Genomic DNA, 21,880 nt, shown 5'->3' with positions numbered 1-21,880 from the left:
CTTATTGACGAAGTAAGCAGATTAAAGTATCTTATAGGAGAAAATGATTTTTTAATACTAAGAGGTTAAACTATGAAAGTTGGATTTAGAAAACCAACTTTAAAGAAGAGTTTGAAAGCTCGTACTACTGCTAAATGGAAAAGACAAGCTAAAAAAGCTATTATTTCAGGATATGGGAAGAAAGGCTCAGGTTGGATTAAAAATCCTAAAAAAGCTGCTTACAATAAAGTCTATCACAAAACAACTTTTGGCTTGTCAGATATTTTAAAACTTTTCAAGTAAGCTTGTTTAAAACGCAGTGCGTTAGCACAAAAGAGAATTCAGTCTTGATTGGAAGTTTTCTAAAAATTTCCTGAATTTTCCTGCAAAATATGCTACAATGTTACTGTTAAATGAATTAAAAAGGAGACTCGTATGCCATTCGTAAAAATCGATTTGTTTGAAGGTCGTACTCAAGAACAAAAAGTTGAGCTCGCTCGCGAAGTAACTGAAGTTGTTTCACGTATTGCTAAAGCTCCAAAAGAAGCAATCCACGTTTTCATCAATGACATGCCAGAAGGTACTTACTACCCACACGGTGAAATGAAAAAGAGAAACTAATTTTTCATAGCAACTAAGCTTGAGGCGATTGTCTTAAGCTTTTTTACTGGCTTAAAAATTGCTTTTTTAACCAGAAAACATTATGCTAAAACTAAGAAACTTTCAGGAGGAAAAGCATGCAACTTAGTCATAGTATCCAGATGATGGGAACTACTATTGATATCTTAATCGATTCTGACACCCCCAAAGAGCACATCTCCGAAGTTTGTCGTCTGCTTACACTTTATAAAAATCGCTTTAGTGCTAACGATGCCGACTCTGAGCTCATGGTCATCAACGACAACTCTAGCATCGCTCCTGTCACTGTTCACCCAGATTTATTTGATTTAATTGCGATTGGTAAAAAGCATAGCTTAGCAACTCCTAGCAACCTCAATATCGCTATTGGTCCTTTGGTACAAAGCTGGCGCATTGGTTTTGACGACGCTAGAGTTCCTAGTCCTCAAAAAATTCAAAAAGCGCTAGCCTTATCTAAACCAGAAAATATCATTTTAGATGCGACTAAACAAAGTGTCTTTCTAAGCCAAAAAGGCATGAAAATCGACCTTGGTGCTCTTGCTAAAGGTTATATTGCTGATAAAATCATGGATTATTTAAAATCAGAAAAAGTCACTTCCGCCATGATTAACCTTGGTGGAAATGTCCTTGTTTACGGCGATAATCCAAGAAACGATAAAGGCATCTGGCGAATTGGCATTCAAAATCCTCAAAAACCAAGAGGCAAGCATATCGGGATTTTGACTCTCAAAAATCAATCTGTCGTCACCTCAGGCATTTATGAACGTCGCCTAAAAGTCGGAAACAAAGAATATCACCATATTTTTGACCAAAAAACAGGCTATCCAATTGACACTGAAATGGCAAGTCTTACCATCCTTTCTGAGTTGTCTGTTGATTGTGAAATCTGGACCACAAGACTCTTTGGTCTTCCTGTCATGCAAGCTCTGGCAACTATTCAAGCTACTCCGCGTATCGAAGGCATTCTCATCACTAAAGATAATCGCTTAGCCTTGACAAATGGCTTACGCTCCAACTTTCAACTCTTACGATAAAAACAAAACACATCTAGGAAAAATTCTAGATGTGTTTATTTATGTCGAAACGCTTATTTTTTTGGTTTTCCGTTTAAAATCAAATTAAGAACAACAGCAAATAATGCAGCAATAACAATACCATTTGTTAAGAACATTTGAACTGTATTTGGAAGGCTAACAAAGAGATTTGTTCCGTTAAAACCAACTCCACAAGCGATTGAAACCGCAGCAATGATGAAGTTGTATTCGTTATTTTGGAAATCAACTTGATTGAGCATTTGAATCCCTTGCAGAGCAACCATACCGAAAAGTACAATCATAGCACCACCAAGAACTGGACTTGGAATCATTTGTGCCATTGCACCGAATTTTGGAAGAAGCCCAAGAATCACAAGGAACAAGGCTGTATAGTAAATTGGACGACGTGTTTTGATTCCTGAAATACGAACCAAACCAACATTTTGTGAGAATCCAGTATATGGGAAAGTATTGAAAATACCTCCAAGAAGAACGGCTGCACCTTCTGCACGGTAACCGTTACGAAGACGTTTGCTATCAAGTTTTTCACCTGTTAAATCAGAAAGTGCCAAATATACACCTGTTGATTCAACCATAGAAACCGTTGCAATGATACACATCATAATGATTGATGTGATTTCAAATTTTGGTGCGCCAAAGTAGAATGGTTGTGGAATGTGAACAAGCGGTGCGTTAGCGACTACTGATGTATCAACCAAGCCCATAAAGGCAGCCACAATCGTTCCACCAATCAAACCAATCAAAATGGCAATTGATTTAATGAATCCTTTAGCAAAAATATTAACCGCAAGAACAATCGCAATGGTTACAAGAGCCAAAATCAATGATTGTGCTGTTGGTTTGTCTGAGTTATCACCCATGTTACCGATAGCAACTGGAATCAAAGTCAAACCAATAGTTGTGATAACTGAACCTGTGACAACCGGTGGGAAGAAATCAGCAATTTTTGAGAAAATGCCAGAAATCAAAATCACATAAATACCAGAGATAATCAAAGCACCAAACATGTAACCAGAACCTTGTTTAGCCCCAATGATTGATAACGGTGCAACAGATTGGAAGGCACAACCAAGAACAACTGGAAGTCCGACACCAAAGTGCTTACGTAACTGCAATTGCAAGAATGTAGCAACCCCACACATGAAAATATCAGTTGAAATGAGGTAAGTTAATTGTTCAGCTGAATAGTTGAGGGCGCTGGCAATCATGATAGGAACCAAGATTGACCCTGCATACATGGCAAGTAAATGTTGCAAACCTAAAATAGCGGCTTGTGAGTGTTTTTGTTCATTCATTTCCATATTATGCATCAGCCTCCATAAAGACAACTTGACCATCTTTAAATTCTTTGATTCGAGCTAGAGATGTTACAGTTACACCTGTTTCTTCAAGTAATCTACGACCAGTTTGGAAAGATTTTTCAATCACAATACCGATACCAGCAACTTTTGCACCTGCTTGACCAATAATTTCAAGTAGCCCTTTAGCAGCTTGCCCATTTGCCAAGAAATCATCAACGATAAGAACAGTGTCGTCTTCTGACAAAAATTTACTTGCGATTGATACTGTGCTTGTCACGCGCTTAGTAAATGAATAAACTTCTGCTGTTAAAATACCTTCTGTCATTGTGACATTTTTAGCTTTTTTAGCGAAAATCATTGGAACGTTCATGGCTTGTGCCGTATATAAAGCTGGTGCAATACCAGATGCTTCAATTGTAACTACTTTTGTGATACCAGCGTCTTTATAAGCTTCCGCAAGAACTTTACCAATTTCTTGCATGAGTTCATAGTCAACTTGATGAGTAAGAAAGCTATCTACTTTCAAGATATCCTCACCCAAAATATTACCATCATTTAAGATACGATCTTCCAATAATTTCATGGATTCTCCTTTTGAAAATTTTTAAAATTGGATTGTTAAAACAAACAACTTACTATGAAACTTTTCAAGCGTCATTAAACAAAGACAGATTGTATAAAAAGAGGTGTTTACGAATTGTAAACACCTCTTGCAAAACTCGGTCACATTTTTACAGGTATGCAAAAATGTTTTCTCAGACAGCAACTGAGAATTGACTTATTGTTAGACATTACGGTGTCTTGTAGAAACACTACGCCTATTCGTAGCATAAATAAGTAATATTGAATTTTAACCATCACATTAATGATAGAACTATTGTATCATTTTAAGCTTGGATTTCAAGATGACATTGGTCCTATTATTAAAGAAGTAATATTCTGAAAATGATGACAACTTTCCTGTTCTAAATTGAATCACCATTCCAGATTGAATTTTTAACGATAACATAATCAACACGTGTCAAGGCATGCAAATCACGACCACCAGCGTATGAAATTGAGCTTTGAAGGTCTTCTTGCATTTCAACAAGTGTGTCTTTTAGATGTCCTTTGACAGGGAGTAAGATTTTCTTACCTTCAACGTTTTTGTGTTCTCCTTTTTGGTACTCAGAAGCAGAACCGTAGTATTCTTTATATTGTTTTCCATCTACTTCTACCAATTTTCCTGGGCTTTCTAAGTGTCCAGCAAAGAGAGAACCAATCATAACCATTGTCGCACCAAAACGAATAGATTTGGCAATGTCACCGTGAGTACGAATACCACCATCAGCGATAATTGGTTTACGAGCTGCTTTTGCGCACCAACGTAGTGCTGCTAATTGCCAGCCGCCTGTTCCAAAACCAGTTTTCACTTTTGTGATACAAACTTTACCAGGACCAATCCCAACTTTTGTGGCGTCAGCACCTGCATTTTCCAACTCACGAACAGCCTCAGGTGTTCCAACATTACCAGCGATAACAAAAGTATCTGGCAATTCTTTTTTAATGTGCTTAATCATCTCAATGACACTATCAGAATGTCCATGAGCGATATCAATGGTAATGAATTCCGGCGCATCATCTTTTAAGCTTGAGACAAAGTCGTACTCATAATCTTTAACACCTACTGAGATTGAAGCAATCAAGCCTTGGTCATGCATGCGTTTGACAAAAGTTTTTCGAGAAGCTTCGTCAAAACGATGCATAATGTAAAAGTAACCATTTTTAGCAAGCTTTTCAGCGATATCTTCATCGATAATCGTCTGCATATTAGCAGGAACAACTGGCAATTTAAAGGTATAATCACCAAGTGTTACATGCGTATCAGCTTCCGAACGGCTTTTAATGATACATTTGTTAGGAATGAGTTGAATATCTTCATAATCAAAGACAGGCATTTCGTTATACATATCAATTTCTCCGTGGTCTCTGTGTCAGTGAACACTCAGACAAGGTCAAAGGACAATCTAAAAAGGTCACCCTTTCTCTGTCAGAGTAACTCAAAAACACTTCGACTCTTTCATTAAAAAATTACCTTCCTATAACTCTATTAAGCATTGACTTAATAAAGCATCGCTAGGTAAAACCTTACCCTTCCATTATCATTTTACAACTTCATTCGTTTTATGTCAATTATTTTTATTTTATATTTTTGTATCGTTCGGTTTTTACGGACGATATTTGGTAGTAGCATTTCCACAATTTTTAAGTTTTGTTTCAGTTTTTTTCAGTTTGACTTAAATTTAATCCCCTAGACTTTTTTGTAATACGATTGCAAAGGAGTTATTGACATGAATTTTATTAAGCGAGCCTGGCTTGCGACAAAAGCTAAAAAAGGACGTGCGGCTTCTTTAAAGTTTTCTGAAGCAAACAAGCCATTATTAGATTCCAAATAGAATTCTAATTCACGGTCATGCAGCCAATCAACAATTGCTCTCGAATCTTCTTTTGAAATCATCTGGTGCATGATAACTTCTTCATTGTATTCGACATATGAACCATTGCCCCCAATCATGCCATCAAGCCCAATCTTCCATAATTCAGGTTGCATTTCTGCACGACTACGTCCCGTACAGACAAAGACTTTATGCCCATTAGCACGCGCTTGTCGAATTGCGATCGCAGCAGATTCTGGAATACGATTGTGATAATCTACCAAGGTTCCATCAACATCTAAAAAAATAATTTTACTCACAGCACTGTCCTCTTCGTTTTTAATGCCACTATTTTACTAAGAAAAGTTTGAAAACAATAGTTATATCTTACGAAAAACTGATACTTTCCTCTGCTTTTTTTCCAGCTGACAGCTTTCAGACAGCTTGCTTGCATTTCTGATACAAAATCGCTATCCTAAAACCATGAAAAATGTAAAAGACTTACTGGCTCATCTTCCTTACCGAGCTAGTTTTTATGATAAAAATTTAAAACTGATTTATAGCAATAATCGTTCAGACGGCTCTTTTTTCTCTGAACCCGAAGAAAATAAATTACCACAATGGGTTTGGACCAGCCTTGAGCAAGCACCAGAACAAGCCCTTCATTTTCAAATTCCTACCGAATCATTTGACCGCATCTTATTTCAAACATATCAAGCGGTTAAGGATGATTCTGGTGAACTTATGGGTATTATTACTTTTATCCAAGACTTAAAGCCTGTTCTGACAAGTTACCTAAATGAATCTGGTCAAGCAATCGTTGGCTGGTCTGATGTCACTTCTGGACCTTCTAGCACCAATCCTATTTTCGATGATTAAAAAAGAGCCCAAAGGCTCTTTTTGTTTATTCTTAATCACGGTAAACAGGCTGCGCACCGTATGTTTGAGACACTGGCATCATTTCAATACGGTTAAAATTAACATGCTCTGGCTGACTAGCCACCCAAGAAACGGTGTTTGCGATATCTTCTGGCGTAATGGCGTGCGCTCCTTCGTAAAGTTTCTCAGTACGTTCATCGTCACCTTTGAAGCGAACATTTGAGAACTCTGTTCCTTCGCAAAGCCCTGGTTCGATATTCGTCACACGAATCTTTGTCCCAGCAAGATCAGCACGCAAATTTAGCGAGAATTGTTTGACAAAGGCTTTTGATGCACCGTAAACATTGGCACCTGGGTATGGAATAGTTCCTGCCGTTGACCCAAGGTTAATAATCATCCCTGAATTATGCTTAACCATGTCTGGTAAGACTTGGCGTGTCAGATAAACAAGGCCTACGATATTGGTATTAATCATGGTCATCCAGTCAGTAAAATCGGCCTCATATGCCTTGTCTAAGCCAAGTGCCAAACCAGCATTATTAACTAAAAGGTCAATGTGTTGCCAAGTTTCTGGTAAACTTGCTAAAGCTTGATCAATGAGTTTTGGCTCAGAAACATCCATTTGTAAAGGATAAACCTTATCACTACCTAGTTCTGCTTGTAAGCTCTGCAATTTTTCCAAACGACGAGCACTGGCAATAACTTGATAACCATCTGCTACTAATTTCTTAACAATAGCTTTTCCAAATCCTGCCGAAGCGCCTGTTACTAATGCAATTTTTGTCATGTTACTCTCTTTCTATACTCTTCTGGATATAAGGAAGTCAGTTGGTTATCAGCCAACTGATTCTTTCTTATTATTCGTTCATGTCATCAACAGCCTGAGCTGCTGTGATAATAGCTAATTTATAAATATCTTCTGCACTTGAACCACGTGATAAATCATTGACTGGTTTGTTCAATCCTTGAAGAATTGGACCGATTGCCTCAAACATACCAAGACGTTGAGCAATCTTGTAACCAATGTTTCCTGATTGAAGGTCTGGGAAGATAAAGACGTTTGCTTGTCCAGCGACATCACTATCTGGTGCTTTTACTTCTGCTGTACTTGGAACAAAAGCGGCATCAAATTGCAATTCACCATCGATAGCCAATTCAGGCTGACGTCCCTTAGCCAGTTGAGTGGCTTCACGAACTTTTTCAGATTGAGGTGCTTTGGCACTTCCTTTTGTTGAAAAGCTAAGCATGGCAATCTTTGGATCAATGTCAAAAATTCTTGCCGTTTCAGCAGTGTTTAAAGCAATTTCAGATAATTCTTGAGCATTCGGATCAATATTGATAGCACAATCCGCGAACATAAAACGTTGATCAGTGCTTTCACGGTTCATCAAGAAAACACCTGATGTTCTGGAAATGCCCGGTTTTGTTTTGATGATTTGAAGAGCTGGGCGAACAGTATCTGCTGTTGAATGAATCGCACCAGAAACCATACCATCAGCCAAACCAAGTTTGACCAACATGACACCAAAATAATTAATGTCTTTCAATAGACGATCAGCATCTTCAGGACTTGCTTTACCTTTTCGGATTTCAAGAAAGGCTTCCTTCATCTCATCAAACTTATCATAAGTTTGCGGGTTAATAATCACATAGTTTTGATCAGCAAAACCGAATTTAGCCAGTAATTCTCGAACTTCCGTAGCTTCTCCTAAAATAATTGGTTCAATCAAACCTTCAAATTTTAAACGAGCGGCTGCACGAAGAACACGTTCATCATTTCCTTCAGGAAAAACAATTTTGAGGTTTTTACCAACAATTTTTTCCCTTAAGCTACCAAATAAAGATCGAATTCCCATAAAAATTAACCTTCCATCTATTTTTGTTGTAGCTTCATGATAACGCTATCAAAGTCATCTGTCAAGTTTGCACTTTGAATAATCTCTTTATTTGTGTAAGGGTCTACAAAACGTAAATAATGGCAATGCAGCGCTTGTCGCGTAATGCCAAGATCCATGCAACCACCATACAAATCATCTCCCAAAAGTGGGAAACCAATGTGAGCAAAATGCACACGAATTTGGTGAGTTCGTCCTGTGTGAAGTCGAATATCTACCAAAGCCACATCGCCAAAGCGTTCCACAACGCGATAACTTGTGTGAGCGTATTTTCCAGACGGATGCACGCGACGTGTGATAATACTATCTTCATCTCGAGCAATCGGCGCAATGATTTCTCCCTCATCTTCTAGTTCACCTTGACCAGAAACCAAGGCATAATAACGTTTTTCAATGGTCTTACTTTGTAGTTGTTTATCAAGTCGAGCATGGGCATAGCCGTGTTTGGCAAAGAGCATCAAGCCGCTTGTATCCTTATCAAGTCGAGTTACGATGTGAACTTGCTTGTTAGGATAATTTTGCTCCATGTAGTAATATTTGACAAAATTAGCGATGGTATTTGAGTGCAAAACACTTGGAATACTAGCATAACCATGGGGTTTATTGAAAATCAAGAAGTGATCATCTTCATAGGCAATATCAAGGTCATGTTTGACTGGAATAAGGGTTTCATGTTCCTGTTCATCAGGAATTTCGATCGTCACCACATCTCCCACATCCAATAAATAAATGGCATTTTGCTCAACGCCATTTACCCAAATATTTCCACCTTTAAATTTCACTTTGGCTAATAAGCCTTTTGAAACATCATGTCCCTTTAAAAAGGTTTTTACTTTGGTTCGTCGGTCCGCAATAAATTCAAATCTCACGAATCTACTTCTCCTATAAAGGCATCTCTCACGCGCTCCCAGAAACTTGTATGGAAGGGTGTTGCCACAAAACTAATTTTTTTATTGTCAATACAATATTCAATTTTAGACACATTTTTATAATGCATTGTTTTGTTATCGATTGACACTGTATAAACGCCTTGGCGTTTAGGAATGATTTCAATTTTATCTTTTTTCGGCACAATCACAGATGACCCAAGGGTGCGATAAACACGGTTGTTAAGACTAGAAATCTCTGTCAACTGCATCGCTTCCATCGTTGGGTGCAAAATAGCTCCGCCTAAAGATTTATTGTAAGCTGTGCTTCCTGTCGGTGTCGATACCGAAATACCATCACCACGGAAACGTTCTAACTTCACTTTATCAATGACAACGTCAGCAACCATTGTTTTCTCAATACGTTTGATGGCTACTTCGTTAAGGGCGCGCGCTTTCACCACACGACCATCATCTAAAGTGATTTTAGCTCGCAAAACTGGATAAGATGCCTTACACCCCTTATCAGCTCGCAAATTCTCAATTAACGTTTCTACTTCAAAATCTCGGTAATCGGTGTAAAACCCCAGATGACCGGTATGAATTCCCACAAAGCGGACTTTATCAAGGATCTTTTCATACGTGTGAAAAGCAGACAACAGCATGCCATCACCACCAATGGAAATGACAATATCTGGATCTTTTTTAGACAAATAGAATCCTTTATCTTCCTTGAATGCCGCAAAAAGCTTTGAGGCAACTCGTCTACTCTGATATTTCCCGTTTGCTATGATAGCAACACGTGTTACTTTATCTGTAATATTCGTCTGTGTCATCACTATTTCCTACACCATCACTTAATTTCCGACTTTCGGGATCAAATAAAAGCTGTGCTTCCCTAATATCCTCGCGAATTTTTCGCATCTCCTCATCCAACTCAAGGGCAATTTTTGCTGTTGTTTCCAAACGTTTTTTAATTTCATCAGGAAACTCGCCTTTATATTTATAATTCAATGAATGTTCAATCGTTGCCCAGAAGTTCATCGCTAAAGTCCTAATTTGAATCTCAGCTAGAACTGTTTTTTGACCATCAATGGTATCAACAGGATATTCCACAATAACATGGTATGAACGATAACCACTGGCTTTCATATGCGTGATGTAATCACGTTCCTGCACGATTTTCATATCATGTCGACTACGTAAAAGTGCCAAAACTTCATCAACGTCATCAACAAATTGAACCATAATACGAAGACCAGCAATATCTTGCAAATCTTGTTCAATGTTCTCTGGTTTAATCCCGCGTAGCACCATTTTTTCCTTGATACTTTCGACCGATTTTACACGACCAGTCACAAACTCAATCGGTGAATGTCGATTTTGTTTACGAAATTGCTTGCGGATTCCGCGCAATTTAATCTTCAATTCACCAACAGTTTGTATGTAAGGATCTAAAAATTTCTCCCAGTCCATCACATTTCCTTCCTAATGGGATGGGCTTGTCACGCAGACATAACCAATCCTTGTCAAAAAATTGACTTTTGTATAGAATTAATATAACAAACCTATTATACCATATTTCTAATTGAGGAAAAAAGGAAAATTATTTTATGACACACCTTGAAATTGAGTACAAAACATTACTCACTAAAGACGAATTCAATCGTCTTAACAGTCAACTTTCACACGTTACACCCGTAACGCAAACGAATTACTACTTCGATTCAGATAATTTTGACATGAAAGCACATCGCATGTCTCTTCGCATTCGGACATTGCCAAATCGCGCAGAAATCACATTGAAAATTCCAAAAGAAGTTGGTAATTTGGAATACAACTATGATTTGAGTGTGGCTGATGCCAAAGAAATCATCAAGTCAGGTCAATTTCCAGAAGTTGATTTTTTGAAACTTATCGAAGAAAATGGTGTTAAACTATCAAGCCTTAAAAATTTTGGTAGTCTGACGACAACACGCCGCGAAACAATGACAGATATTGGTCTTATGGCTCTTGATAGCAATCAATATGCTGATATTAAAGACTATGAACTTGAACTAGAAGTTGAAAATGCTGAAAAAGGCAAAAAAGATTTTGACAACTTCTTAGTTCAGCATGACATTGATTTCAAGTATGCTAAAAGCAAAGTTGCTCGCTTTAGCGCAACCCTTAAGCGAAATTAAAAGGCGCTTTTTCCTTAGAAAATGCTGAATTATTTCAGTTTTTTTGGTAAAATATAAGTATTAATTTTAAAGGAGTTTATTTATATCATGGCAGAACATTACGCCGACAAACAATTCAAGCTTTTTTCTCTTTCTTCTAACGTAGAGATTGCACAAAAAATTGCGGACGAAGTTGGAGTCCCTCTTAGAAAAGTGTCAACACGCAAGTTTTCAGACGGCGAAATCATGATTAACATCGAAGAAACAGTTCGTGGTGATGATATCTATATCATCCAATCAACTAGCTACCCTGTTAATGACAACCTTTGGGAACTCTTGATTATGGTAGACGCTTGTAAACGTGCCAGCGCCAACACTGTCAATGTCGTTATCCCTTACTTCGGATACTCACGTCAAGACCGTATCGCTGCATCACGTGAACCAATCACAGCTAAACTTGTAGCAAACATGCTTGTTAAAGCTGGTGTTGACCGTCTTTTGACTCTTGACCTTCACGCTGTTCAAGTACAAGGTTTCTTTGATGTCCCAGTTGATAACCTCTTTACTGTTCCATTGTTTGCTCAATACTACTGCGACCTTGGTTTGAAAGGTGAAGACGTTGTTGTTGTCAGCCCTAAAAACTCTGGTATCAAACGTGCTCGTAGCTTGGCTCAAACCCTTGATTCACCAATCGCTATCATCGACTACGCTGAAGATGATGCACACCGTGAAGAAGGCTACATTATCGGTGATGTTGCTGGAAAAAAAGCAATCCTTATCGATGACATTTTGAACACTGGTAAAACATTTGCTGAGGCAGCTAAAATCGTTGAACGCGATGGCGCTACTGAAATTTATGCCGTTGCTAGTCACGGTCTATTTGCTGGAGCTGCTGCAGAAAGCCTTGATGCTGCTCCTATTAAAGAAATCTTAGTAACTGACTCAGTTGCTACTAAAGAACGCTTGCCTAAGAACATTAAATACCTTTCAGCAAGCAAATTGATTGCTGACGCGATTATTCGTATCCACGAAAAAACTCCGCTCAGCCCATTATTCTCATATAACGCTAAAAAGGATTAATTTACTATATGATATATCTCGATAATGCTGCAACTACCCCTCTCACACCTTCTGTTATTGATGCAATGACAGAAATTATGGTCAACGATTTTGGTAACCCATCAAGTATTCATGGGATTGGACGTCACGCTAACCAGCGTTTGCGTTCTTACCGCCAGACCATTGCCTCAGCTTTAAAAACTGACCCACGCCGCATTATCTTTACATCTGGTGCTACTGAAAGCAACAACACTGCTATCAAAGGCTATGCTCTTGCTAACCAAGAAAAAGGTAAACACATCATTACCACTTCTATCGAACACCACTCTGTTCTTCATACAATGGAGTATTTGGAAAAACGTTTTGGTTTTGAAGTCACTTACCTAAAACCTGAAGATGGTCATGTTTCTGCTAAACAAGTGGCTGACGCTCTTCGCGATGATACGATTTTAGTCAGCACAATGTTTGCAAACAACGAAACAGGTGACCTTCTTCCCGTTAAAGAAATTGGCGAACTTCTCTCAGACCATCAAGCTGCTTTCCACGTTGATGCTGTTCAAGCAATCGGGAAAATTGATGTTTATCCTGAAGAGATTAAAGCTGATTTTCTTTCAGCTTCAGCTCATAAATTCCACGGACCAAAAGGTGTGGGTATTCTTTACTCAACACCACAACACTTTGATAATTTACTCCATGGTGGGGAACAAGAAGAAAAACGCAGAGCTAGCACTGAAAATATGATTGGTATTGCTGGTATGGCAAAAGCCCTATCAGATGCTGTTGCTAACAAAGATGCTAATTACAAACACGTCCAAGAACTACGTCAAGCCTTCCTTGATGCTATTTCTGGCTTAGACTATTACATCAACGGTAGCCAAAACAAAATACCTCACGTGCTCAACATTGGTTTTCCAAATCAAAACAACGGTATTCTCCTAACTCGCCTTGATTTAGCTGGTATCGCTGTTTCAACTGGTTCTGCATGTACTGCTGGTACTGTTGATCCAAGTCACGTCTTGGCAAGCCTATATGGTGAAGATTCACCACGTTTGGCAGAATCAATCCGCGTTAGCTTATCAGAACTTAACACTATCGAAGAAGTTCAAGAACTCGCTAAAAAATTAATAGGAATTGTAGGAAAATAGGATGGCATTTGAAAAAGAAATCACTTTAAAAGACTGTCTTTACAGCTATGCTATTAGCGATAATATTAAAAAATATACGCTTCGTGACACAACCTTTACGCAAAACCGTATCGGTAATTACGAATTAACGCGTTTATTGGAAAAAGTCCCTAATTCAGGTGATGGATTCCCACTAAAAATTACTATCAACAAAGATGTGACAGGCTTCAAACTAAGCATCACTGACAAATCAGGGCTTCGTTTCGTTAATATCTTCAAATCTGAAGATAATAAAATCCTCCAAGAAAAATTCTATTTCTTGATGGACAGCCTCGTTGAACGTGATATTTTCACTAAAAAAGAAGCTTAATCAATAAAAACAACTCCCAAGCTACTTCTTATTAGCTTTGGAGTTGTTTTTTTACTCTATTTTGTAAAATTTGTTTTTATTTTCACAAAGTTTTTGTTACAATAGATGTAACAAGTAAAAGGGAGATGGTATTGTGACTACTGAGAAATCTATTCCTAAAGCAACGGCTAAGCGACTTTCGCTGTATTATCGCATTTTCAAACGTTTTAATACAGATAATGTCGAAAAAGCAAGTTCAAAACAAATTGCAGATGCTATGGGAATTGATTCTGCAACTGTTCGCCGAGATTTTTCCTATTTTGGTGAGCTAGGAAGACGTGGCTTCGGCTATGACGTACAAAAAATTAATGAACTTCTTCGCTGATATCCTAAACGACCATTCAACGACAAATGTTTTATTGGTCGGATGTGGTAATATCGGTCGAGCATTACTTCACTACCGTTTCCATGATCGTAACAAGATGCAAATTGCTATGGCTTTTGATACAGACGATAATGAAATTGTTGGGCATAAAACATCAGATGGTATTCCAGTTTATGGTATCTCATCACTTAAGGAGCACGCACAAGAAGCTGGTATCGAAACTGCTATTTTAACCGTTCCGAGTAATAAGGCTCAAGAAGTTGCTGATATCTTGGTTGAAGCTGGTATTCGTGGTATTTTAAGTTTTGCTCCCGTCCATCTTAATGTTCCAAAAGGTGTCATCGTCCAATACGTTGACTTAACGAGTGAATTACAGACACTTCTTTATTTCATGAGTCAATCAAATCAATAACAAACTGCAATCCAACTGCTTTTTGCTTAGCTGAGTTTATTTAGTATTAGAATACTTTTTCTTGCCTGAGAGTTTTCCCTTCAGGCTTTTTTAGTTTTACAGTACATCTGTTTCTTCCCTAAAACTATAATATTGGTATTTGCCTACTATAATGTGATCTAAACAGACTATGCCAATATCATCGCAAGCTCGTTTCATTTTCTCGGTAAATCGTAGGTCATTTTCACTCGGTGCTGGTGAACCTGACGGATGATTGTGAATAATAATCACTGAAGTTGCCATGTTTTTACAAGCATAGTACAAAATCTCACGAGGTTCTGCTATTGAACGACGAACCGAACCAATAAAAATCGTCCGTTGTTCGATAATGCGATTCTGAGTATCCAAATAAATCGCCACCAAATGCTCCTGCTTCTGATTGCTCAACTCTAACATCATCTTTCTAGCCAAACGTTCACTACTCATGATACGCTCTTTTTGGACATATTCTGCTTTGCTAATGCGCTTTGCCAGTTCAATCATTGCTTTGATTTCAATAGATTTGACATAGCCAATTCCTTTAATTTTTTGCAATTCTTGTAAGGATAAATGCTGAAAGTCAGCAAGTGTATCGATGTGTTTTAAAATATCATTAGCTACTTCTAAAACTGGTCTTGTCTTGGTACCTGTTCGTAATAAAATGGACAATAATTCTTGATTGCTTAATTGCTCGGCACCTAAATCTCTCAATCGTTCGCGTGGCAACATGGCATCTGCTTTCATTTCTATTGCATACATAAAAATACCTCCACTTATTTATTCGTAAGTTAGAGGTATTTTTTTCTTTAATTCGCTATTCTAAACGATTTTCTTGGCGTTTAGCGACATTGTCCTTGATAATCTGATAAAGACTAGCTGCTAAAGGTACAGCTACTAGCATTCCTAAAACGCCCCAAAGCGCTGCGCCAATGGTAATAGCCATCAATACCCACATACCAGGTAACCCGATTGAGCCACCAACCACGCGCGGGTAAATAAGATTTCCTTCAAATTGCTGAAGAACGACAAGATAAATCACGAAGAAAATAGCTTGAGAGACTGACTGAGTTGCGATCAGAATAAATCCAATTGTCAAACCAATATAAGCTCCTACAACTGGGATTAAAGCCGTGAAGGCCACCAGTATCCCGATAGTTGCTGCATAAGGCAAATGCAACAAAAGCATACCTCCAGCTGTTAAACTACCAAGAATCATCGCTTCCAGGGTCTGTCCGACAAAGAAACCATGGAATCTCTGGTGTAAAATATCTAAAACATAGTGGACAGTCTTAGCGTATTTTCCAAGATAAGAATCAATTAACAGATTAAATTGACGAGATAGTTGTTCTTTGCTAGCTAGCACATAAATTGAAAAGACCAAACTAATAAAGACATTCAGAAGCGTTGAGGCAATGGTACTTACTGACGTTAAAATGCTTGTCAAAACTGACAGAACTTGATTCAAAATCTGTTGACTGTAATCTGACAATGTCGTCGTCACATCTGATGATGTTCCAAAATATGCCAAAACATCTTTGACAACTTTATTGTCATTAACTTCTTTGATGAAGTTCGCAATACCACTAGTATCGATTTTCAATAGTGAATTGATACTAGCAATCAAATCTGGTAGAACAATTGAAAAGAGCCAACTAATCAACAAGATAAAGGTTAAATAAGCCGAAATCATTGAGACAGCCCGTTTTACCTTCAAAAGGTATTTATTTTTAATCAGACGTGTGAAAATCATCTCATAAAGACTCATGACGATATTTACGATATAAGCAATACCAGCTCCAATCAGAAATGGCTGACTAGCTTTAATCACCGTCGCCACAAGTGATGTTCCCGTATCCCAATATGCCTTAATTGCGTAACATATCACAAAAGCAAGAACTATATAATAGACCAGTTTTTTCTCAAATTTCATGGGGAATAAATTCTCCTTAATAAAGTTATTCCCATTATAGCAAATTTTATTAAAATGTCGAAAAGTCTGCTGCTTTGCCTGCCGTTATCATTTCAATCCCGCTCAAAGACATATTCTTGCATGCTTGGATTATAAATCGATTGAACACACATTTCTTTTCCATCATAAGTTATTTTGAAAATCGCACAGTTTGCTGGATGTTTTTTTAGGAGCCGGCGGATTTTTCGTAGCATGCAAATAAAACTGCATAATAGCTCCACCGTGGCTGACAAACAACAAAGTCTCATCTTCTTTGCTAGCTTCCAAAACCTCACGAATAGTACGCTCCATGCGCTCATAAACCTGAGCGGTGGATTCACCACCATAACGCACAAAGAAATCACGGTAACCAGAACCATCTTCATGGTGAACTGGCGGATTCAAATACTCTTGATGCGCTTCATACGCTCCAAAATCCATTTCTTTGATTCCTTTTAAGCGAATGTAGTCTACACGTCCAGTCGCTAACTCAGCAGTGTCACAAGCTCTCTCTTGCGTTGACGAATAGACACGCGTAAAAGAAATCCCTTCTTGCTCAAAATACCGTCTTGCTGCCTTAGCTTGTTCAATCCCTTCATCTGTCAATGGCGAATCACACGCTCCTTGAATTCTCCCTTGAACATTAAAGCGAGTTTGCCCATGTCGCATTAGATAAAAAGTTTTAACCATTTTCTCCTCCACCATCTCATAGAAGCAAAGCAACTCAGTTGAAAACTATCAACCGAGTTTAGCTTATTAATCATTTAAAATATTAGCACCACGTGTTGCAATCAAATCTTTATAATAGAAGAATGAATCCTTACGTGAGCGGTCAAAGCTACCATTACCTTGGTCATCCGCATCAACGTAAACAAAACCGTAGCGTTTAGACATTTCAGACGTTGATGCTGACACAAGGTCTGTACAACCCCACCAAGTATATCCCATCAAGTCAACACCATCTTCAATGGCTTCATACATTTGTTTGACATGAGATTCCAGATAATCGATGCGGTATTGGTCATGAATAGAACCATCTTCTTCCACCTTATCAAGAGCGCCAAGACCATTTTCAACAACCATAAGCGGTACTTGGTAACGGTCATAAAGCTTATTTAAAGTGATACGAAGTCCAACAGGGTCAATTTGCCAGCCCCAGTCAGAAGCTTCCAGATATGGATTAAGTTCACTTAGAATAAGGTTTCCAGCTGTCTCTTCACCAGATTTTTGCTTACGTGCAATAGAGCTCATGTAATATGAGAATGACATGAAATCAACAGGGTATTTTTCAAGAATTTCAAGATCACCATCAGCAATTTCTAACTCAATATTGTTTTCTTTGAAGAAATGTTTCGCGTATGAAGGATATTTACCACGCACTTGAACATCAGAGAAGAAAAGATTTTCATGGTCTTTTTTAATTTCTTCCATGACATCATCAGGATTACATGTAGCTGGATAAGCTTGCATGCGCGCTAGCATACAACCAATTTTAAAGTCAGGATTGATTTCATGACCAACTTTTGTAGCTAAACTTGATGCCACAAATTGGTGATGCGCTGCTTGATACATCTCTTGCAAATTCAATTTACCATCGTCAAATAAGAGGCCACCAGACAAGTAACCTGTCATACCAATAATGTTGATTTCGTTAAAAGTCAACCAGTATTTGACTTTATCTTTGTAGCGATTAAAGACTGTTTCAGCGTAACGCACAAAGCAATCAATCACTTTACGATTTTTCCAACCGCCATATTCTGTGATTAGATGAATTGGAAATTCATAATGTGACAATGTCACAAGGGGTTCGATGCCATATTTATTAAGCTCATTAAAAACTTTGTCATAAAAGGCTAGCCCTGCTTCATTTGGAGTGACATCATCACCATTTGGAAAAATACGTGACCAGGCAATTGACATACGGAAAGTCTTAAAGCGCATTTCCGTATAAAGAGCAATATCTTCTTTGTAATGGTGATAAAAATCTGAACCCCAACGTTTCGGATATAAACTTTCTGTGTCATTTAAAGCAGCATCCAATTTAGCACGAGTCATTGGGCTGTTGAATTCACTTCCCATTGATTTTCTCTCTTCTGGCGCTACTGCACGTGATGTATCTGAGGTAGCAGGTCCGCGTCCATCAACATTCCACGCCCCTTCAAATTGATTGGCAGCTGTTGCACCACCCCATAAAAAATCTTTTGGAAATTGTTTTGTCATATTTTCTCACCTCATACTTTAGTTTACTATTGTAGTATATCTTTAAATGTAAGCGTTTTCTATCTCTATTATCTTAAAAAACAATACTATCACATGATAATAAAACTATTTCCTCACCTTAGAGGAAAAATCTTTTCAAAAAATGAAATCAAGTATGAAAACTACTCATTTTTCATTCATTCTATAGAAGAAAATTTGACAAAAGCCCTTTCTCTCTATATAATTAATTAGTTGAAATTATTCTATTTTTTCTGAAAATGGGAAATATATTTTAATAAGTAGTACTGATTTAATGGCTAAAAGATAAAGAGTCACTTGATGATTTACCCTTTAACCAATGATTACAGTACTATGACTGACTTAGGAGTTTAATTATGTATAATTTTCTATCGTCTTTAGACAGTCTAGTCTGGGGACCACCTCTTCTTGTTCTTCTTGTTGGAACAGGAATTTATTTCTCTTCTCGCTTAGGATTATTGCAAGTTTTCCGCCTCCCAAAGGCCTTAAAACTGATCTTTAAATCTGAAGCAAAAGGTAAAGGGGATATTTCAAGTTTTGCTGCACTAGCTACTGCTCTTGCAGCAACTGTCGGTACTGGGAATATTGTCGGTGTCGCAACTGCCATCAAACTTGGTGGTCCAGGGGCACTTCTTTGGATGTGGATGGCCGCATTCTTTGGAATGGCTACAAAATATGCTGAAGGTGTTTTAGCCATCAAATACCGTACAACAGATGCAAATGGTGAAATTTCTGGTGGTCCAATGCACTACATTGTTAATGGGATGGGAAAACGTTGGAAACCTTTGGCCATTGCCTTCTCAATTTTTGGGGTAATGGTTGCCTTGTTTGGTTCAGGGACTTTCACACAAGTTAACTCAATCACTGATTCACTTAGCAACACTGTTGGCTGGTCACCAAAAATCATCAGTATTGTCTTGGCTGTCCTTGTCAGCATTATCATCTTCGGTGGTATTCAATCAATTTCAAAAGTTGCTGAAAAAATTGTTCCTTTTATGGCAATCATTTATATTCTAGTAACAATTACAATTCTTGCTTTCCATTCTAACCAAATTCTTCCAAGTATTGCTTTGGTTATTAAATCAGCCTTTACTGGAAAAGCAGCAACTGGTGGTTTTGCTGGAGCAACTGTTATCACAGCTATCCAAGCTGGTATCGCACGTGGTATCTTCTCAAATGAATCTGGGCTTGGTTCTGCACCAATCGCTGCTGCTGCTGCGAAAACTGACGAACCTGTTGAACAAGGTCTTGTTTCTATGACTGGTACTTTCATTGATACCATCATTATTTGTACCCTAACAGGACTTTCAATTATTGTTACTGATGGTTGGTCAAGCAATCTTAACGGAGCAACTTTGACACAATCAGCATTCTCTAGTGTCTTTGGAAACTTTGGTGTCTATGCTTTGACATTCAGTTTAATTCTCTTTGCCTTTACCACAATTCTTGGTTGGGGATATTACGGAGAACGTTGTTTTGAATTCCTATTTGGTGTCAAAGCTATTCCAGTTTACCGTATCATTTTCATCGCTATGGTCGCTCTTGGCGGTTACATTAGCCTTGAAACTATCTGGGTTATCGCTGATATCGTTAACGGTTTGATGGCAATTCCAAACTTGATTGCCTTACTAGCCCTTTCACCAATTATTATCAAAGAAACAAAACACTATTTCGATACACATTAAAAAATAAGAGATTAGGGATTATCCTAATCTCTTATTTTTCCCCTTAAAGAAAACGCTTATTAACGGGATTTCTGTGCCAAAAGAGGCGTTTTAGTGATATAATAAAAGATAGCTCAAATTTAACATAATCTACTGATACATTTATAACCTCATTTGAACAAAGGAGGCATTTCTTATGTCAACACCAGAAGAAAACCTACGCTTAGCAAAACGAGGGCCCATTGTTAGTATTATTGCCTACATGGTCATCACCTTATTAAAGCTAATCACTGGTTATTTTTTGAATTCATCATCATTAATCGCTGATGGTTTTAATAACTTGTCTGATATTCTCGGAAATGTTGTACTTTTAATTGGACTACATTTGGCGAGCAAACCAGCCGATGAAGATCACCGCTTTGGTCATTGGAAAATGGAAGACTTATCAAGTTTGATCACTTCTTTCATCATGTTCTACATTGGCTTTAAAGTTCTCTTTCAAACCATTGAAAAAATCATCTCAGGTAGCATGACACCTCTTGATCCTGAAGGTGCCATTGTCGGAGTCATCTCTGCAGCGATTATGTATGGTGTTTACCTTCACAATAAACGCCTCTCACAACGTGTCAAATCAAGCGCACTCTTAGCCGCATCAAAAGATAACCTTTCTGATGCTGTCACTTCTATCGGTACTTCTGTAGCCATCCTCGCAGCTTCATTTAACTTAGTCATCATTGATAGATTGGCCGCCATCGTTATTACTTACTTCATTTTGAAAACAGCCTATGATATTTTTATCGAAAGTGCCTTTAGTCTTTCAGATGGCTTTGACCAAAAAGAACTTCAAAAATACAAAGAGGCCATTCTCAAATTACCAAAAGTGTCAAATGTAAAATCCCAACGTGGTCGCTCATATGGAAGCAACATTTATCTTGATATTGTTGTTGAGATGAATCCTGACCTATCAGTTTACGAAAGCCACGAAGTCACTGAACAAATCGAAGAAATTCTTCGTAAAGATTTCTCTGTTTACGATACTGATGTTCACGTTGAACCAGGAGCAATCCCTGAAGATGAGATTTGGGATAATGTCTACAAAAAGCTTTATAAAGCCGAAAAAACCATTCTCGCTAAGATTCCAGATTACGAAAACCTTATCTCAGATGACTTCTACCTTATCGATGTTGACGGTCATTCCTATACCAAATCTGAAATGACTGCTCGAGAAAAACACTACATGAGCAATATCGAAGCTTTTGAAATGACATCTATCAGTCAAAAAACAAAGCTTATCACTTACAAGCTCGATAATATGACTCATACAAGTATCTGGCGTCGCAAGGAAAATTGGTTCCTTGTCTTCCACCAAATCACTCCACAAACAACAAATTCTCAAGATTAACCGCAAAACCAGGATTAATACTCCTGGTTTTTAGATGCTTAGAATTAATCAGTTATTTTAATTAACTGGTTAACTATTTAATATTATAGCA

21 protein-coding genes, 3 pseudogenes and 1 riboswitch are annotated in these 21,880 nt (G+C 37.9%); of the genes and pseudogenes, 11 read left to right on the top strand and 13 right to left on the bottom strand.

Annotation, left to right across the window (positions count from 1 at the left end; all coding sequences use genetic code 11):
- Window positions 1–72 precede the first annotated feature (72 nt).
- The 3 genes from STRINF_RS05515 (at window position 73) to STRINF_RS05505 (ending at window position 1,652) form a co-directional block, all read left to right on the top strand.
- Window positions 73–282 (top strand): hypothetical protein, encoded by a 210-nt coding sequence (locus STRINF_RS05515; protein ID WP_006532059.1) that lies wholly within the window; start codon window positions 73–75, stop codon window positions 280–282.
- 132 nt (window positions 283–414) lie between these two features.
- Window positions 415–600 carry a 4-oxalocrotonate tautomerase gene (locus tag STRINF_RS05510; protein ID WP_006532058.1) on the top strand — a complete coding sequence of 62 codons (186 nt, stop codon included), beginning with the start codon at window positions 415–417 and terminating at the stop codon, window positions 598–600.
- Between the two features lie 116 nt (window positions 601–716).
- Window positions 717–1,652, top strand: coding sequence for an FAD:protein FMN transferase (locus STRINF_RS05505; RefSeq protein WP_006532057.1), 936 nt, complete (start codon window positions 717–719; stop codon window positions 1,650–1,652).
- A gap of 53 nt (window positions 1,653–1,705) precedes the next feature.
- On the opposite strand, the gene STRINF_RS05500 is transcribed toward STRINF_RS05505, so the two are convergent.
- The 4 genes and pseudogenes from STRINF_RS05500 to STRINF_RS05485 all read right to left on the bottom strand — a co-directional run.
- Window positions 1,706–2,983, bottom strand: coding sequence for a nucleobase:cation symporter-2 family protein (locus tag STRINF_RS05500; protein ID WP_006532056.1), 1,278 nt, complete (start codon window positions 2,981–2,983; stop codon window positions 1,706–1,708).
- Window positions 2,976–3,557 (bottom strand): xanthine phosphoribosyltransferase, encoded by a 582-nt coding sequence (locus tag STRINF_RS05495; protein ID WP_006532055.1) that lies wholly within the window; start codon window positions 3,555–3,557, stop codon window positions 2,976–2,978. Before STRINF_RS05495 ends, STRINF_RS05500 begins: the two co-directional genes overlap by 8 nt.
- 178 nt (window positions 3,558–3,735) lie before the next feature.
- Window positions 3,736–3,831: riboswitch (purine riboswitch) on the bottom strand.
- Between the two features lie 108 nt (window positions 3,832–3,939).
- Window positions 3,940–4,923: a GMP reductase gene (gene guaC / locus STRINF_RS05490; RefSeq protein WP_006532054.1), complete on the bottom strand. Its 984-nt coding sequence runs from the start codon at window positions 4,921–4,923 to the stop codon at window positions 3,940–3,942.
- Window positions 4,924–5,342: 419 nt separating this feature from the next.
- A pseudogene (locus tag STRINF_RS05485) lies at window positions 5,343–5,708 on the bottom strand (HAD-IIB family hydrolase); the annotation flags it as partial.
- 163 nt (window positions 5,709–5,871) lie between these two features.
- Here STRINF_RS05485 and STRINF_RS05480 point away from each other — a divergent pair.
- Complete coding sequence (locus STRINF_RS05480) at window positions 5,872–6,267, top strand: hypothetical protein (RefSeq protein ID WP_006532052.1); 396 nt, start codon at window positions 5,872–5,874, stop codon at window positions 6,265–6,267.
- 31 nt (window positions 6,268–6,298) lie between these two features.
- Here the strand turns inward: STRINF_RS05480 and STRINF_RS05475 are convergent, their stop codons facing one another.
- From STRINF_RS05475 to STRINF_RS05455, 5 genes are all read right to left on the bottom strand, one after another.
- Window positions 6,299–7,054, bottom strand: a complete 756-nt coding sequence (locus tag STRINF_RS05475) for an SDR family oxidoreductase (RefSeq protein ID WP_006532051.1) — start codon at window positions 7,052–7,054, stop codon at window positions 6,299–6,301.
- A 70-nt stretch (window positions 7,055–7,124) separates the two neighbouring features.
- Entirely contained in the window at window positions 7,125–8,123 is a 999-nt protein-coding gene (gene pta / locus STRINF_RS05470) for a phosphate acetyltransferase (protein WP_006532050.1), read from the bottom strand.
- A 17-nt stretch (window positions 8,124–8,140) separates the two neighbouring features.
- Window positions 8,141–9,031 carry an RluA family pseudouridine synthase gene (locus tag STRINF_RS05465; protein ID WP_006532049.1) on the bottom strand — a complete coding sequence of 297 codons (891 nt, stop codon included), beginning with the start codon at window positions 9,029–9,031 and terminating at the stop codon, window positions 8,141–8,143.
- Window positions 9,028–9,864 carry an NAD kinase gene (locus STRINF_RS05460; RefSeq protein WP_006532048.1) on the bottom strand — a complete coding sequence of 279 codons (837 nt, stop codon included), beginning with the start codon at window positions 9,862–9,864 and terminating at the stop codon, window positions 9,028–9,030. Before STRINF_RS05460 ends, STRINF_RS05465 begins: the two co-directional genes overlap by 4 nt.
- On the bottom strand, window positions 9,839–10,504 hold the full coding sequence (locus tag STRINF_RS05455) for a GTP pyrophosphokinase (protein WP_006532047.1): 666 nt from the start codon (window positions 10,502–10,504) through the stop codon (window positions 9,839–9,841). Before STRINF_RS05455 ends, STRINF_RS05460 begins: the two co-directional genes overlap by 26 nt.
- A 137-nt stretch (window positions 10,505–10,641) precedes the next feature.
- Between STRINF_RS05455 and STRINF_RS05450 the strand changes: the two genes are divergently transcribed.
- The 5 genes and pseudogenes from STRINF_RS05450 (at window position 10,642) to STRINF_RS05430 (ending at window position 14,519) form a co-directional block, all read left to right on the top strand.
- Window positions 10,642–11,211: a CYTH domain-containing protein gene (locus STRINF_RS05450; protein ID WP_006532046.1), complete on the top strand. Its 570-nt coding sequence runs from the start codon at window positions 10,642–10,644 to the stop codon at window positions 11,209–11,211.
- An 87-nt stretch (window positions 11,212–11,298) separates the two neighbouring features.
- Window positions 11,299–12,270 (top strand): ribose-phosphate diphosphokinase, encoded by a 972-nt coding sequence (locus STRINF_RS05445; protein WP_006532045.1) that lies wholly within the window; start codon window positions 11,299–11,301, stop codon window positions 12,268–12,270.
- 8 nt (window positions 12,271–12,278) lie between these two features.
- On the top strand, window positions 12,279–13,394 hold the full coding sequence (locus STRINF_RS05440; protein WP_006532044.1) for a cysteine desulfurase family protein: 1,116 nt from the start codon (window positions 12,279–12,281) through the stop codon (window positions 13,392–13,394).
- 1 nt (window position 13,395) lies between these two features.
- A complete protein-coding gene (locus STRINF_RS05435) occupies window positions 13,396–13,743 on the top strand; it encodes a DUF1831 domain-containing protein (protein WP_006532043.1) in 348 nt (115 codons plus the stop codon).
- A 133-nt stretch (window positions 13,744–13,876) separates the two neighbouring features.
- Window positions 13,877–14,519: pseudogene (locus STRINF_RS05430) on the top strand (redox-sensing transcriptional repressor Rex).
- A gap of 96 nt (window positions 14,520–14,615) precedes the next feature.
- On the opposite strand, the gene radC reads toward STRINF_RS05430, so the two are convergent.
- From radC to STRINF_RS05410, 4 genes and pseudogenes are all read right to left on the bottom strand, one after another.
- Complete coding sequence (gene radC, locus STRINF_RS05425) at window positions 14,616–15,296, bottom strand: RadC family protein (RefSeq protein WP_006532040.1); 681 nt, start codon at window positions 15,294–15,296, stop codon at window positions 14,616–14,618.
- Window positions 15,297–15,351: 55 nt separating this feature from the next.
- Window positions 15,352–16,467, bottom strand: a complete 1,116-nt coding sequence (locus STRINF_RS05420) for an AI-2E family transporter (RefSeq protein WP_006532039.1) — start codon at window positions 16,465–16,467, stop codon at window positions 15,352–15,354.
- A 92-nt stretch (window positions 16,468–16,559) separates the two neighbouring features.
- A pseudogene (locus STRINF_RS05415) lies at window positions 16,560–17,175 on the bottom strand (histidine phosphatase family protein).
- Between the two features lie 66 nt (window positions 17,176–17,241).
- Complete coding sequence (locus STRINF_RS05410) at window positions 17,242–18,705, bottom strand: glycoside hydrolase family 1 protein (protein ID WP_006532037.1); 1,464 nt, start codon at window positions 18,703–18,705, stop codon at window positions 17,242–17,244.
- Window positions 18,706–19,079: 374 nt separating this feature from the next.
- Here STRINF_RS05410 and STRINF_RS05405 point away from each other — a divergent pair, with 374 nt between their 5' ends.
- Both STRINF_RS05405 and STRINF_RS05400 read left to right on the top strand, forming a co-directional pair.
- Entirely contained in the window at window positions 19,080–20,408 is a 1,329-nt protein-coding gene (locus tag STRINF_RS05405) for an alanine/glycine:cation symporter family protein (RefSeq protein WP_006532036.1), read from the top strand.
- 175 nt (window positions 20,409–20,583) lie between these two features.
- A complete protein-coding gene (locus STRINF_RS05400) occupies window positions 20,584–21,789 on the top strand; it encodes a cation diffusion facilitator family transporter (RefSeq protein ID WP_006532035.1) in 1,206 nt (401 codons plus the stop codon).
- Window positions 21,790–21,880 lie beyond the last annotated feature (91 nt).

The organism is Streptococcus infantarius subsp. infantarius ATCC BAA-102, assembly GCF_000154985.1.
Classification (GTDB): domain Bacteria; phylum Bacillota; class Bacilli; order Lactobacillales; family Streptococcaceae; genus Streptococcus; species Streptococcus infantarius.
Note: the sequence above shows the minus strand (reverse complement) of the source record. Positions and strands in the feature narration are given on the sequence as shown.